The organism is Variovorax sp. Varisp36 (assembly GCF_047304235.1).
Lineage (GTDB): Bacteria > Pseudomonadota > Gammaproteobacteria > Burkholderiales > Burkholderiaceae_C > Variovorax.
Genome location: NZ_JBGLYU010000058.1, coordinates 1 through 14,449, shown reverse-complemented (window position 1 = coordinate 14,449; position 14,449 = coordinate 1). Strand labels below are relative to the sequence as shown.

Annotated in this window: 11 protein-coding genes and 2 pseudogenes; 4 read left to right on the top strand and 9 right to left on the bottom strand. The window is 68.8% G+C overall.

Annotated elements, in window-relative coordinates; genetic code table 11:
• Window positions 1-73: 73 nt before the first annotated feature.
• A pseudogene (locus ACCD11_RS25310) lies at window positions 74-247 on the bottom strand (hypothetical protein); the annotation flags it as partial.
• Window positions 248-251: 4 nt separating this feature from the next.
• On the opposite strand from ACCD11_RS25310, the gene ACCD11_RS25305 reads away from it, so the two are divergent.
• On the top strand, window positions 252-527 hold the full coding sequence (locus tag ACCD11_RS25305) for a hypothetical protein (protein WP_413315957.1): 276 nt from the start codon (window positions 252-254) through the stop codon (window positions 525-527).
• A 344-nt stretch (window positions 528-871) separates the two neighbouring features.
• Here ACCD11_RS25305 and ACCD11_RS25300 read toward each other — a convergent pair.
• Window positions 872-1,348, bottom strand: a pseudogene (locus ACCD11_RS25300) (ESPR domain-containing protein); the annotation flags it as partial.
• 306 nt (window positions 1,349-1,654) lie between these two features.
• On the opposite strand from ACCD11_RS25300, the gene ACCD11_RS25295 reads away from it, so the two are divergent.
• From ACCD11_RS25295 to ACCD11_RS25285, 3 genes are all read left to right on the top strand, one after another.
• A complete protein-coding gene (locus tag ACCD11_RS25295; RefSeq protein ID WP_413315937.1) occupies window positions 1,655-2,392 on the top strand; it encodes a response regulator transcription factor in 738 nt (245 codons plus the stop codon).
• 142 nt (window positions 2,393-2,534) lie between these two features.
• Window positions 2,535-3,815, top strand: a complete 1,281-nt coding sequence (locus ACCD11_RS25290; protein WP_413315936.1) for a FecR domain-containing protein — start codon at window positions 2,535-2,537, stop codon at window positions 3,813-3,815.
• A gap of 14 nt (window positions 3,816-3,829) precedes the next feature.
• Complete coding sequence (locus ACCD11_RS25285; protein WP_413315935.1) at window positions 3,830-6,205, top strand: CHASE2 domain-containing protein; 2,376 nt, start codon at window positions 3,830-3,832, stop codon at window positions 6,203-6,205.
• 13 nt (window positions 6,206-6,218) lie between these two features.
• Here ACCD11_RS25285 and ACCD11_RS25280 read toward each other — a convergent pair whose 3' ends face one another.
• From ACCD11_RS25280 to ACCD11_RS25250, 7 genes are all read right to left on the bottom strand, one after another.
• Window positions 6,219-6,653 (bottom strand): carboxypeptidase regulatory-like domain-containing protein, encoded by a 435-nt coding sequence (locus ACCD11_RS25280; protein WP_413315934.1) that lies wholly within the window; start codon window positions 6,651-6,653, stop codon window positions 6,219-6,221.
• 90 nt (window positions 6,654-6,743) lie between these two features.
• Window positions 6,744-7,976, bottom strand: a complete 1,233-nt coding sequence (glcF, locus tag ACCD11_RS25275) for a glycolate oxidase subunit GlcF (protein ID WP_007831693.1) — start codon at window positions 7,974-7,976, stop codon at window positions 6,744-6,746.
• Between the two features lie 13 nt (window positions 7,977-7,989).
• Window positions 7,990-9,099: a glycolate oxidase subunit GlcE gene (glcE, locus tag ACCD11_RS25270; protein ID WP_413315933.1), complete on the bottom strand. Its 1,110-nt coding sequence runs from the start codon at window positions 9,097-9,099 to the stop codon at window positions 7,990-7,992.
• 132 nt (window positions 9,100-9,231) lie between these two features.
• Window positions 9,232-10,734, bottom strand: coding sequence for an FAD-linked oxidase C-terminal domain-containing protein (locus ACCD11_RS25265; protein WP_007833382.1), 1,503 nt, complete (start codon window positions 10,732-10,734; stop codon window positions 9,232-9,234).
• A gap of 141 nt (window positions 10,735-10,875) precedes the next feature.
• A complete protein-coding gene (locus ACCD11_RS25260) occupies window positions 10,876-11,760 on the bottom strand; it encodes a LysR substrate-binding domain-containing protein (RefSeq protein WP_413315932.1) in 885 nt (294 codons plus the stop codon).
• 122 nt (window positions 11,761-11,882) lie between these two features.
• A complete protein-coding gene (locus tag ACCD11_RS25255; protein ID WP_413315931.1) occupies window positions 11,883-12,815 on the bottom strand; it encodes an SMP-30/gluconolactonase/LRE family protein in 933 nt (310 codons plus the stop codon).
• Window positions 12,816-13,028: 213 nt separating this feature from the next.
• Window positions 13,029-14,449: ammonium transporter (locus ACCD11_RS25250; RefSeq protein ID WP_413315930.1), on the bottom strand; the 1,421-nt coding region annotated here is incomplete at its 5' end.

Below are 14,449 nucleotides of genomic sequence, written 5' to 3'. Positions count from 1 at the left end.
TTGCCGTCGCGGATTCCCCGATCGCGATACCGCCGACAGAAGCAGGAGACAGGATCGTCTTGGCGCCGTGTCCGATCGCAACGGAACCCTGCGTCGCTGCTGTTGCCCCCACGCCGGCAGCCATTGAATTGAAGCCCGTGGCGCCGTCGTTGGCATAGTTGCTACCAGCACTCTGATCGGTCGATTTGACGCTGTAGTAATGCACAGCCCCTACCGCCGCCGCGCTGGACACGGCCTTGAGTTGTGCGACGTTGACCGCGTCGCTGTCGACCGTGCCTGCCGCCACATACTGGATTTGTCTCGTGCCGGATAAAGCGGAGCCCACCGATACTGGAGCCAATGACCCGAACGTGGTGTTCACGATGGCGGTTTTTTCGGCCGCCGACGCGGTCGCAGGAACGAAGCCCACACCGTTCGCAGAAGTACTGGCCACTGAGTTGCTGCCGAGAGCCACGCCGTCGGCGACCGTCACAGAAGTGTGGGTGCCGAGCGCCGCACCGCCACCCCTGCTTGCATTCGACAAGTAGCCGAGCGCCACCGTTTCGCTGGCCGTGATGGTGTAGCCCGCACCGTCTCCGATGGCGACGTTGCGATCGCCGGTCACGCTCTGGGCGGTATTCGCGCCGAACGCGATATTTCCACTCCCTGCGACCCTGTAGCCAGCGCCAAGACCCATGCTGAGATTGCCTGCGCCGGTGACATACATCCCGGAGGTCTGGCCGAGGGAGATGTTGTTGCTCCCCGAAACGCCGCTGCCGGTATCCATGCCTAGAGCGATGTTGTTCGAGCCGCTGACCCTCTGTCCCGTCCTGTAGCCCAGCGCAATCTGGTTGTAAGAGACGGCGGTCGATCCGGTTCCCGCCTGGGCACCCATCACGATCGCGTTCTCACTCACAGCCTTCGCCCCGCCGCCGATCGCGATGGCATTTTTTCCTGCCGCAGAGGTGGTGGTCGATCCGATGAGAACCGCACCGGCGCCCAGGTTGGCCGAGATGAGTGTGGAAAGGAAGGACGTGTCAGGAGTCCCTGCCGCCGTGCTCGGGATGCCGGACATGGTGGCAAAACCCCCGCTGCCGTTGGGTACTTGGCAGGTCCAGGTGGAAGTTGAGGTTGCCGGCGAGGTACTGGTGGAGCAAACGGCCCCACCGGGATTGGGAGTCAAGTTGGCACCAATGGCCGTATCCGCCCACGCGGTCGAACTCATTGCACACGCCGCCGCAAGTGCCGCAGCCCGCACCCGCGCACCACCGACTCCGCGGCACTTCTTTCCACGCGCGGCCCCAACCTCGCTCACAGCCACCCAGGCACTCAGCGCCTCGTTCCACACAGACCGGTAGGTCTTGTTCATTTCAGTCTTCCTCGATCAATCAGGTTGCATGCACAACCTCGTCCATGACCGGGCACGGGAGACTGTGGCTTTTGCGAGATCGCAGCACCGGCCGGCACTGCACAGGGCGCGGATGATGTCGAGGGAGGTTCCGCGGCGCGGACACGCCACGAGGTTTCGTCAGAATTGCCGGCACTTTTCGTGTCGGTTTGTGAATTTTTTTTACACTGTTCGCATCCTTCGAGTAACTGCGGCGGTTTGTGTGAAATCGTCAGATTTGGTCCTTCGATTCGCTGTCAGAATCCCGCCGCCAAACGAACGGACCCCATGCGCATCGCCATCCTCGAAGACGACCCCGACCAGCTGTCCCACCTCGTGCGGACGATGGAGCAGCTGTTCACGGTGGGAGAAACGACGGTGGCGTGCACGGCCTTCACCGACGGCGCCGCGCTGCAGCAGGTGCTGCGGCGGGAAAGCTTCGACCTGCTGGTGCTCGACTGGAACGTGCCGGGGCTGGAAGGGCTCGAGTTGCTGAAATGGCTGCGCACCTGGCAGCGCGACCTGGTGCCCGTGCTCATGCTCAGTTCCCGGACCTCGGAGCAGGACGTGGTGCAGGCGCTGAACTTCGGCGCCGACGACTACATCGTCAAGCCGTTCCGCCCGCTGGAGTTGCGTGCGCGCGTGCAGCGCCTGATGGCCAGGCGCTCGCCGGTGGCGCAGTCGGACCGGGAGCGCTTCGGCCGATGGGAGTTCGACAGGCTCACGCAGAACGTGCTGATCCATCCGGTTCCGCCGGACAGCGCACCGCCCGAGCGGCATGCGCTCACCGACCGCGAGTTCAAGCTGGTGCTGGTCTTGTTCCAGCACATGGGCGGCGTGGTGTCGCGCGCCCATCTCCTGGAAAGCGCCGGCTACAGCAGCGAAGAGCTGCCGTCGCGCACACTGGACAGCCACATCTACCGCTTGCGCAGCAAGCTCGGGCTGGAGGCGGAGCGCGGGCTGAGCCTGCGCACGGTCTATGGACGCGGCTATCGGCTCGAAGCCACCCGGCAGGAGGAACCCTGATGGTGCCGCAGGGGGCAACGACTATGCTCCCGCCAACCAGAACGATTCCGACATGACAAAGAGCGATCACGGAACGAGGGGAGATTCTCAAGCGGTGCAGTGCAGGCAGCTGGTGGCATGCGCATGGTTCATTGCATTCGCGGTGTCCGCACAGTCGCAGCCGACGCCGCACGTGGTGCAGCCCGGCGAAACACTCTGGGGCATCACGGGGCAGCGCCTGCAGGCACCGCAGCGCTGGCCCGAGGTGCAGCAGCGCAACCAGGTCGGCGAGCCTCGCCTGCTGCAACCCGGCACGGTGCTGTATTTCGCGGACGGCCGCATCGTGCCCGAGGGCGCAGCCGTGGTGACGGCAGTCGAAGGAGCGGCCTCGCGCCGCCGCGGCGGCAGCGGGGGCGAACAGGCGCTCTCCCCCGGCATGCCGATCCAGCCGGGCGACATCCTCACCACCGGCGGCGAGGCCTTCGTCACCCTGGGCCTGCCTGGCGGCAGCCGCGTCGTGCTGCCCTCCCGCAGTGCGCTCGAAGTGCTGGCGATCGATGCCGCGACGGTCAGGCTGCGGCTCATCGAAGGGCGCGTGGAGTCGCAAGTCCAGAAGCAGCGGCCCAGTCAGCAGTTCGAGATCCGTGCGCGGTCGCTGGGCCTGGGCGTGCGCGGCACCCATTTCCGCGTGCGCGACGAAGGCGGCTTGCTGGCCAGCGAGGTCATCGAAGGCGAAGTGTCGGTCGGCAAGAGCGCCGCGGCAGGACGACAAGACCCGCAGCGGCCCGCAGCGCCTGCAGCTCCTGCCCTCGTACTGCGCGCGGGCCACGGCGCCGTCCTGCTGGAAGACGGCAGCGCCGAGGCGCGCACCCTGCTGACGGCGCCCCAGCTCCTGCCTGCCACCGGGCCCCGAAGCGGCGACCGGACGCTCGAACTCGTGCCGGTCGCGAACGCCAAGGGCTACCGGTTGCAGCTCGCGCGCGACGAGCGCGTCCTGCTGCCGGTGCACGAGCAGCGCGGCACCGGCCCCGCATTCACCGTGCCGCCCGAAATCGAGCCCGGCTTCTACCAGCTTCGCCTCACCGCCTTCGATGCCGCACAGCTCGAGGGATTGCCGGGCGACAGCACGGTCTACCTGCCGCCATCCAGTGCAAGTGGACAGGGCAGCAGCGCAGGAACGGCCACGCCGATAGCCGACGGCCGCGTCGAGATCCGGTGGCCCGGGGTTTCCGGTCGGCGCTACGCCTTCGAGCTTTCGCGCAGCGCCGACTTCTCGCTGCTGCTGCTCAGCGAGCCGGCTGTCTACGCCACGGGCATGACGGTGGGCCCCTTCGCGGTCGGCGGCCGCTACCACTGGCGCGTGCGCGAGCAGCAGCCGGGCAGCACTGAACCCGCGAGCCCCCGGCAGGGCTTCGGCGGAAGCTTCGACATTCCCGCGCGTTGAGCCGGGCCTTCGCAATGCGCACGCGGCTCGTCATCGAACGGCTGTTGATGGCGCTGCTGTTACCCATTGCCATGCTGGGACTGGCGCAGCGCCCCATCGTGACGCAGATCGATGCCTCGATCCATGACCGGATGCTGCGCCTTGCATCGCACACCGCGACGCCCGACATCATGATCATCGCGATCGACGAACGCAGCCTGGGCGAACTCGGCCGCTGGCCTTGGTCCAGGGAAACCCACGCCCGGCTGCTGGAGCGACTGGCGCCCCATGCACCGCGCGCGGTGCTGCTGGATCTTTTCCTGACCGAGCCCAGCATCAACCCGCGGGATGACGAGCGGCTGGCGCAAGCCATGGGCAAGCTGCCGGTCTACCTGCCGCTGCTGCATGCCCCGCCGTTGGCGTCGATGAGCGAGAACTGGCCGGGCTTCCTGCCGCCGCTCGCGGTATTCGCCGAACGCGCCAGGGGCGTCGGCCATGCGGGCCTGACGCCGGATTCCGACGGGGTGGCGCGCACGCTGTACCTGCGCGAGGGATACGCCGGGCACCTGCAGCCCTATGTGGGGGCGCTCATGACGGGCCGCGTCCCGTCGCAGGCGCCCCCGGCGGCACCGTCCGGCACCTGGGTGCGCGAGGACCCGCTGCGCCTGCTGTTCGCCGGCCCGCGCGGCAGCTACCGCACGGTGTCGTATGTGAGCGCACTGCGTGGGGAAGTGCCCGGTGAGCTGCTGCAGGGCAAGCTGCTGCTCATCGGCGCCACGGCCCCAGGCCTCGGCGACCAGACGCTGGCACCCCATGCGGGCGTCCGGGGCGTGCTGTCCGGCGTCGAGGTGCACGCCAATGCGATCGACAACCTGCTTCATGCCCGCAACATCAGCGTGCTGCCGCCACTCGCCTATGCGGCATGGACGGTGGTGCCGATCTGGATCGCGCTGTGGCTGCTGATCCGCATGGCGCACCACGCCTTGCCGGTCGCCTTCAGCCTGGCCGCGACCTGCCTGCTGCTCAGCATCGCCGCCATGCTCGCGCGGCACTGGTGGCTGCCCCCGGCGGCCCCCATATCGGGGCTCGCCATCCTCTACCTGCTGTGGAGTTGGCGGCGGCTGGAGTCTCAGTTCGCCTTTCTGCGCGAGCGCGCCCAGGCGCTGGACATGCTTCCGGCCGGCGCCTTCGAGATGCTCCCGGCCCTCGCGCCTGCGGCGGCCGATTCCGCGCAGCAACCCAAGCAGGCCCTGGACCGGGCCATTGCCCGTGTCCAGCGCATGCAGAAGCTGATGGACGAAGCCATGCACACCGTGCCCGTCGCCATGCTGATCTGCGACGAAGACGGGCGCATCGGATCGAGCAACGCCGCGGCCTTTCGCCTGTTGCGCGCCGGTGCGCCGCCTTCGCGCGACGGCGAGGCAGCGGCACTCAGGGGTGTGTCGCTGCCCAGGTTGCTCGCGACCCTGGCGACCACGGTGCAAGCCGATGCAGCGATGGCGGCGGAACACCCCCACTGGACCGTGCGCCTGCGCGGCGAATACCAGACCACCGAGGCGCACGTGTTCCAGTTCGAGGCCGCGCCCTTCGGCGCCGCGGCGCGTGACGAGCGGGGCTGGGTCGTGGCACTGCCCGAACTCACCGCCGAGCGCAAAGCCCAGCGCCAGCGCGATGAATGGCGGCGTTTTCTGTCCCACGACCTGCGCAGCCCGCAGATCACCATCCTCAGCCTGTTGTCGATGCATGACGCCGAGACGGACGCAGCCCCGGCGCCGGCGCCGGCGGACCTGCTGCGGGCGATCCGCCGGGAAGCAGAACGCACGCTCACGCTGGCCGAAGATTTCATGGACTACACCGAGGCCGGGTCGAACGACTACCGCTTTGCGGAAACGCATGTCGGCACGGTGCTGCTCGACGCGCGGGATCAGGTGTGGCCCTACGCCCGGACCCATGGCGTGCGCGTGGAGACGGGGCTCGACGAAGCCGATGAAACAACGATCCGGGCCGACGGCGCGCTGCTGACGCGCGCCATCGTGAACCTGCTGAACAACGCCATCCGCCACAGCAGCCAGGGCAGCTGCGTGAGCCTGCGCATGGAGGCCATGCCCGATCTCCAGAGCCCCGGCGGAGGCGTTGTTCGCATCACCGTCAGCGACGAAGGCTCGGGCATGACGCCTTCGCAACTGCAGGCCCTGCTGACCACGCCGCGCGGCCAGCGCCCTGCCATGCACAAGGAAGATCAGGCTGCCGCCGCGCCTGCTCCGATGCCCGCCGCACGCGGCATGGGCCTTGGGTTTTCAGTGGTGCGCGCGGTCGTGCAGCAGCACGGCGGGCGCATCGAGGCGCAGAGCGCACCGGGCGTGGGCACCACGTTCTGGCTGAGCTTGCCGCTGCGCTGCGGCGCGCCCTGAGCGCACCGGAAGCTCAGAACCTGAAATCGACGGTCTTCGAGCCGCCGCCCACCGTCACCGTCTGGCTCTTGGCACTGCCGGCCATGGCAGCGTCGATGGTGTAGCGGCCCGCCGGCAGGTCGACCAGGCAGACCGGCCCGCTGGCGCGCAGGCCCAGCGAAGGCGCGCCGTCGGCGCCCTTGATGTCGACCTGGACATCCGTCAGGTAGGCACCGTCGGAGCGCGCGAAGAGCAGCGCCAGAGGATGCTCCTTCATGGCCGCGCGCATCGCGGTCGATTCGTCCGAGCCGATGCCGCCGCAGACATAGCGCACCGCGCCCTCGCCCTTCCATTGCGGCATGGCCGACTGGGCTTGCACGCCAACGGCAGCGGCCACGCAAGCCAGCGCCAGCAGGGCGTGCCGCACGTGCTTCTTCGGAACGATGGAAGCTGCTTGAACAGAAGACATGAGGCTTGCTCCTTGGAAAAATCGGTGCTGCCATGATGCGGCGCGAATTGCCATGGCGCGAGTCGGACCAGAGCGCTCTTCGGTGTGCGATCAGGCCGCCGCCAGTGCCGCGTCCAGCAGTTCCACCCAGTGCCGCACGGGCGTCTCCCGGCTGCCGCTTTGCAGGTGCGTGATGCAGCCGATGTTGGCCGAGGCGATGACACTCGGCTGCAGCTGCTCCAGGTGGCCGAGCTTGCGGTCGCGCAGCGGATAGGCCAGCTCGGGCTGCAGCACCGAGTAGGTGCCGGCCGAGCCGCAGCACAAGTGCGATTCGTTCATTGCCACGCGGATGTCGAAGCCCAGCGCGCGCAGATGCGTCTCGACGCCGCCGCGCAGCTTCTGGCCGTGCTGCAGCGTGCACGGCGGGTGGTAGGCCACCACGCCCTGCGGCGCGCGCACGCGGGCCTTCAGGGCAGGCACGAGGTCCGGCAGCAATTCGCTCAGGTCGCGCGTGAGCTCGCCGATGCGTGCCGCCTTCAGCGCGTAGGCCGCGTCGTGCTGCAGGATGTGGCCGTACTCGCGCACGGTGACACCACAGCCCGAAGCGTTCATCACGATGGCCTCCACCTCGTTGCGCTCCACGAAAGGCCACCACGCATCGATGTTGGCGCGCATCTGCGCCTTGCCTCCGTCCTGGTCGTTGAGGTGGAACTTCACCGCGCCGCAGCAGCCGGCCTCGGGTGCGATCACCGCCTGTATGCCGGCCGCGTCGAGCACGCGTGCGGTGGCACTGTTGATGTTCGGCATCATCGACGGCTGCACGCAGCCCGCGAGCATCAGCACCTTGCGCGCGTGCGTGGCGGTGGGCCAGGCGCCGGCATCCTGCCTGGCGGGCACCTTGGCTTTCAGCGCCTCGGGCAAGACGCCGCGCACCGACTGGCCGAGCTTCATCGCCGGGCCGAACAGCGGCGACGGCAGGCCCTCTTTCAGCAGCCAGCGCTGCGCCGACTCCATCGCGGGGCGCGGCACCTTCTCGTCGACGATCCTGCGGCCGATGTCGACGAGGTTGCCGTACTGCACGCCGCTCGGGCAGGTGCTCTCGCAGTTGCGGCAGGTCAGGCAGCGGTCGAGGTGCAGCTGCGTGCTGCGCGTCGGCGCCTTGCCTTCGAGCACCTGCTTGATGAGGTAGATGCGCCCGCGCGGGCCGTCGAGCTCGTCGCCGAGCAGCTGGTAGGTGGGGCAGGTGGCGGTGCAGAAGCCGCAGTGCACGCACTTGCGCAGGATGGCTTCGGCTTCGCGGCCTTCGTCGGTGCCGCGGAATTCGGGGGCGAGCTCGGTTTGCATGTCGGTTCTTGTTCTACGTGGAGGCGAGCAGGCGGCCGCGGTTGAAGAGGCCGTGCGGATCGAACTCGCGCATCAGCGCGCGCTGGATGCGTTCGACGGGCGCGCTCAACGCGTCGAAGCGCGGGACCTTGCCTTGGGTGTCCGACCGGGGCGGGCGGAACAGCGTGGCGTGACCGCCCGCGGCGCGCGCGATCTCGCGGACGCGCGCGGCCTGATCGGGCCGCGCCTTGTACCAGCGCTGGCCGCCGTGCCATTCGATCAAGGGCGCGGCGCCGTCGAGCGAGAGCACCGGCGCGGTCTGCGGCACCGACAGGCGCCAGAGCGCGTCCGTGCCTTCGTCGGTGGCGAACCACGGCAGTTGCTGGTCGCGCAGCGATTGCCATTCGGCGGCGGCACGCGCGTTGTTCTTGCGCTCGCCGCCGAGGTGTGTGCATGCGGCTTCCACGGCGGCCGCGGCGCCGCGCAGGCGCAGGTAAAGCGCACCCGCGCCTTCGTATTCAAACCAGCAGCTCGCATTCAGCGGCAGTGGCCGCCCGCCCCATTCGTTGAGCAGGCGCAGCGCATCGGCCTGGCCGCAGGCGAATGCTAGCGTGGCCTCGGCAGGCGCGACAGGCAGTACCTTGAGGCTCACTTCGGCGATCACGCCCAGCGTGCCGAGCGAACCGGCCAGCACGCGCGAAACGTCGTAGCCCGCGACGTTCTTCATCACCTGCCCGCCGAAGGTCAGCAGCTCGCCGCGGCCGTTGACCAGCGTGGCGCCGAGCACGTAGTCGCGCACCGCGCCGACGCTCGCGCGCGCGGGTCCGCTGAGGCCGGCCGCGACCATGCCGCAGACGGTGCCGTTTCCGCCGAAGCGTGGCGGCTCGAACGGCAGGCACTGGCCTTTTTCCGCAAGCACCGCTTCCAGTTCGGCGAGCGGCGTGCCGGCGCGCACAGTGACGACCAGCTCGCTTGGCTCGTAGCTCGTGATGCCGGTGAGCGCTCGCATGTCGAGCAGTTCACCCTGCGGTGTTTCGCCGTAGAAATCCTTGGTGCCGCCGCCGCGGATGCACAGCGGCGTATTGGCTGCAGCTGCGGCACGGATGCGCTCGACGATCTGGTGGAGTGCTGTGTCGGTACTCATCTGGCGCTCCATCGTGAGTGCTGTTGTTCGGGGTGCGTGCACAGGCCACCGGGTGCTCCCCTCCGCGGATGTCCCCCGTCGGCGTGATCGCGCCCCGAATGAACCCACGGGTTAGAAAAACAGGTCCCCATCTCAGAACCTCGGCAGATCCGGATGCTGCAACTTCCCCCCGCGCACGACCTGCTTGCCGTACTCGGCGCAGCGCTGAAGCGTGGGAATCACCTTGCCGGGATTCAGCATGCCCTCGGGATCGAAGGCGCGCTTCACGCCGAACATCTGCTCGTTCTCGGCCGCCGTGAACTGAACGCACATGCTGTTGAGCTTCTCCACGCCTACGCCGTGCTCGCCCGATACCGTGCCGCCCATCGCGACACTGGTCTCGAGGATGTCGGCGCCGAACAGTTCGCAACGGTGCAGCTCGTCGGGGTCGTTGGCATCGAACAGCACCAGTGGATGCAGGTTGCCGTCGCCCGCGTGGAACACGTTGCAGCAGCGCAGGTTGTATTTCTTCTCCATCTGCTGGATGGCCAGCAGGATGTCCGCGAGCCGCTTGCGCGGGATGGTCGAGTCGAGGCACATGTAGTCGGGGCTGATGCGGCCCGAGGCGGGGAACGCGTTCTTGCGTCCGCTCCAGAACTTCATGCGCTCTTCCTCGCTGTTGCTGCACGCGATGGCGGTGGCGCCGCAGCCGCGCAGCACGGCGGTCATGCGGCCGATTTCTTCCTCGACCTCTTCGGGTGTGCCGTCGGATTCGCACAGCAGGATGGCCGCCGCGTCGAGGTCGTAGCCCGCGCGCACGAAGTCTTCGACGGCGGCGGTCATGGGCTTGTCCATCATCTCCAGGCCCGCCGGGATGATGCCGGCCGCGATCACCGCGGCCACCGCGTCGCCGGCCTTTCGCACGTCGTCGAAGCTGGCCATGATGCAGCGCGCGAGCTGCGGTTTCGGTACGAGCTTGACGGTGACCTCGGTGGTCACGGCCAGCATGCCTTCGCTGCCGATGACCAACGCGAGCAGGTCGAGCCCCGGCGCGTCGAGCGCCTCGCCACCGAACTCGATGGGCTCGCCCTCGGCCGTGAAGCCGCGCACGCGCAGCACGTTGTGCAGCGTCAGGCCGTACTTCAGGCAGTGCACGCCGCCCGAGTTCTCGGCCACGTTGCCGCCGATGGTGCAGGCGATCTGGCTCGACGGGTCGGGTGCGTAGTACAGGTTGAAAGGCGCGGCCGCCTCGCTGATGGCGAGGTTGCGCACGCCGCACTGCACGACGGCCGTGCGGCCCACCGGATCGATCTTCAGGATGCGGTTGAACTTGGCCAGCGACATGGTCACGCCCATGGTGTGCGGCATGGCGCCGCCCGAGAGCCCGGTGCCCGCGCCGCGCGCCACCACGGGCACGCCGAGTTGGTGGCAGGCCTTGAGCACGGCGGCCACCTGCGCCTCGGTCTCGGGCAGGGCCACCACCAGCGGGCGGGCGCGGTAGGCGGTGAGGCCGTCGCACTCGTAGGGCGTGGTGTCTTCGGCCTGCCAGATCAGCGCGTGGGCGGGCAGATGCGCCTGCAGCGCGCGCACCACTTCGGACTGGCGCTGTGTTTTCTGCAGCGAATCGTGCTGCGTGGGGGTGAGCGGCGCATTCATGCGGCGACCTCTTTCTGCTTTCTTCTGCTCGCGGGATGTCTCAGGGTTTATTTCACGCACTCTACGGAATTGCGGCGGCCCTGGGTTGACGGATTTTTGCCGGGCGCTTGAAAGAACTTCGCGAACGTGGTGATTGGTTCTTCAGCGCAGGCTCTGTTCCAGCCAATCGGCGAAGGCCGCGCACTCCCAGCGCTCCAGCGTGCCCGGCTGCCAGCAGACGTAGTGCCGGTGCGGCGACGGCACGGCCTGCTCGGACAGCGCGACCAGCCGGCCCGATTCGAACCACGCGGCGCCCAGCTTCTGCCGCACCAGCGCAATGCCGAAGCCGCTGGCGGCGGCGTCGTACACGAGTCCCAGGTCGTTGAACTGCGCGCCGATGTTCGGCTCGGGCTGGTCGAGCCCGCAGCTCGCGAACCAGGTGCCCCAGGGTTCGAGCGGGCTGCGGATCAGCCGCGCGCTGGCGATCTCGGCCGCGGTGCGAAAACCCGTGAACGGCCCGAACTCGTTGAGGTAGCTGGGGCTGCACGCGGGCACCACCTGCTCCTCGAGCAGCAGCCGGTGCTCGCAGTCGGCATACCCGCCGGGGCCGTAGCGCACTTCGAGGTCGGCCTGCTCGGCCGTCACGTCGAGCAGCGGGATCGACACCTGCAGCACCAGCTCGATGTCGGGGTAGATGTTGCGGAACAGCTCCAGTCGGGGCATGAGGAACTGCCGGCTGAAGGTGGGCGTGACGGCAATGCGCAGGCGAGTGGCGCGCTGCGCGGCGTTGGCGCCGAGCGGCATGGCCTGCAGCGCGGCGAGCCCCGTGCGCACGTTGGCGAGGTAGGCCGCGCCGTCTGCCGTGAGGCTGAAGTCGCTGCGGCCGAAGAGCTTGAAGCCGACGTGCGATTCGAGCTGGCGGATGCGGTGGCTCACCGCGCTGGGCGTGACGCACAGCTCGTCGGCCGCGCGGCCCGCGTGCCGCAACCTTGCGACGGCCTCGAAGGTCAGCAGGCATTGGATCGGGGGGATGTGCTGCGCAGCCATGGCGTCTTAGCTTCTTTGCGGGACGATCGCGTTCTGGGCGCGCGCGCAGGACACCGGGTACCCCCCTCCGCGAATGTCCCCCGTCGGCGTGATCGCACCCCGAACAACGCGCTTCACGCCAATCAGTCCTCGAAGAAGTTCACAGGCAACCCTCGCGTCTCGACCTGCATCGAGATCACCGTCCCCGAGGCCGGCCGCTGCTCGATCTCGGCGGCGGGCCGACCCTTGCGGCCGCTGGTGACGAACAGCGTCTTCAGGTCGTCGCCGCCGAAGCAGGGCATGGTCGGGCACTGGACGGGCACCGGCACGGCCGCCACTTGCTGGCCCGAGGGCGAGAAACGCAGCAGCTGCGCGCCTTCGAACATCGCCACCCAGTAGTGGCCTTCGGCGTCGATGGTGGCGCCGTCGGGGCGCCCCCCGTAGTGCAGCAGCGAGTCTGGCGACCAGCCCTCGGGCTTGGCGTCGAACTGCTGGAACACGCGGGCGCGCGAGAGCGAGTTGCCCTCGGCGTCCCAGTCCCACGCGCGCACCACGTGTGCGGGGGTGTCGGCCCAATAGAGCGTGCGGGCGTCGGGCGAGAACGCGAGGCCGTTGGCGGTGGTGGCCTGGTTGGCCATCTGCGTGATGGTCGGCGAGATGCCGGTGTTGCTGCGTGCGTCGAGGCAATAGAGCGCGGCATTGGCACGGTCCTTGGCCTCGTTGATCGAGCCGGCCCAGAAGCGGCCCAGCGCATCGCACTTGCCGTCGTTGAAGCGCATGGTGCTCACGTCATGCTCCACGCGCGCCATCGCGACCAATTCGCCACCCCATTGGCGCGCGCGGTAGATGCCGTCGCGCAATGCGATCACGAGGCCGCCGCTGCGCGCCGGCGCCATGCAGCCGGGCTCGGTGGACAAGGGCCATCGCTCTACCTTCGCCTCCGGCGAGCCGATGTCGCCGCGCGTGCGCAGCACGGCACGCCCGGGAATGTCGAGCCAGTAGAGCGAGCGTTCTTCCGGGTGCCAGAACGGCGACTCGCCGAGCTCGCAGAGGCTGTCTTCGATGGAGGTCCACATGGTGTCGCGATTGTGCCCCCGGCCATCGCGGCGGCGGGCAAAAAAAAGCCCGCTGGCGCCGGAGCGCTCGCGGGCTGAACATCCAAAGGAGACCTCGCTTGAAAACTTTTTCTTCAATCGGTGGGCACCGCGGAACCGGCTTTGCCGGGCCGCTGGTGTTACCCCCCGCAAGGGGGTTGGCGTAGCGACACGAAGTGCGCGTAGCCTGGGGGTTTACCTGTTATATGCGGTCTCGCCGTGCGAGGAGATGTCGAGGCCTTCGCGCTCTTCTTCTTCCGACACACGCAGGCCGAGGGTCAGGTCGGCGATCTTGTAGGCGATGAAGGCCACCACGCCGGACCACACGACCGTGAGCGCCACGCTCTTGATCTGGATCCAGACCTGTGCGCCCATCGCGAAGGTGTCGGGCGTTGCGCCGCCGGTGCCGCCGAGGCCCTTGGCCGCGAACACGCCGGTCAGGATGGCACCCAGGATGCCGCCCACGCCGTGCACGCCGAACACGTCGAACGCGTCGTCCGCGCCGAGCATGCGCTTCAGGCCACCCACGCCCCACAGGCAGACCAGGCCGGCCAGCAGGCCGAGCACGATCGAACCCATCGGGCCGACGAAGCCGGCTGCCGGCGTGACGGCCACGAGGCCGGCCACGGCGCCGGACGCGGCACCCAGCATCGAGGCCTTGCCCTTGTGCAGGCTCTCACCCAGGATCCACGACAGCGCCGCGGCAGCGGTGGCGAGCACCGTGTTGATGAAGGCCAGGCCGGCGACGGCGTTGGCAGCACCGGCCGAGCCGGCGTTGAAGCCGAACCAGCCGACCCACAGCAGCGAAGCGCCGACCATGGTGAGCGTGAGCGAGTGAGGCGTGAACGCTTCCTTGCCGTAGCCGACGCGCTTGCCGACCATGTAGGCACCGACCAGGCCGGCCACACCGGCGTTGATGTGCACCACAGTGCCGCCGGCGAAGTCCAGCGCGCCGTCCTTGCCCAGCAGGCCGCCGCCCCACACGATGTGGGCGATCGGCACGTAGCTGAAGGTGAACCACAGCACCGAGAAGAGCAGCACGGCCGAGAACTTGGCACGCTCTGCGAAGGCGCCGACGATCAGCGCCACGGTGATGGCTGCGAAGGTGCCCTGGAAGGCGACGAACACGTATTCGGGAATCGTGGTCAGCGCGCCGAAGGTCTCCTGCGTGATGCCCTTCATGAAGATCTTGTCGAAGGTCCCCAGGAAGTTGCCGTCGCCCGAGAAGGCCAGGCTGTAGCCGTAGACGGCCCACAGGATGCTGATCAGCGAGAAGATCACGAAGACCTGCATCAGCACCGACAGCATGTTCTTCGAGCGGCCCAGGCCGCCATAGAACAGCGCGAGGCCGGGGATGGTCATCAGGATCACGAGAAGCGTCGAAGTCAGCATCCAGGCGGTGTCGCCGGAGTCGATCTTCGGAGCCGGTGCGGCTGCGGGCGCCGCGGGGGCGGCGGCGGCCGCGGCCAGGGCGGGGGGGGGGGGGGGGGGGGGGGGCGGGAGGGGGGGGGGGGGGGGGGGGGGGGGGGGGGGGGGGGGGGGGGGCCCCCCCCCCCGCCCCCCGGGGGGGGGGGGGGGGGGGGGGGGGGGGGGGGGGGGGGGGGGGGGGGGGGGGG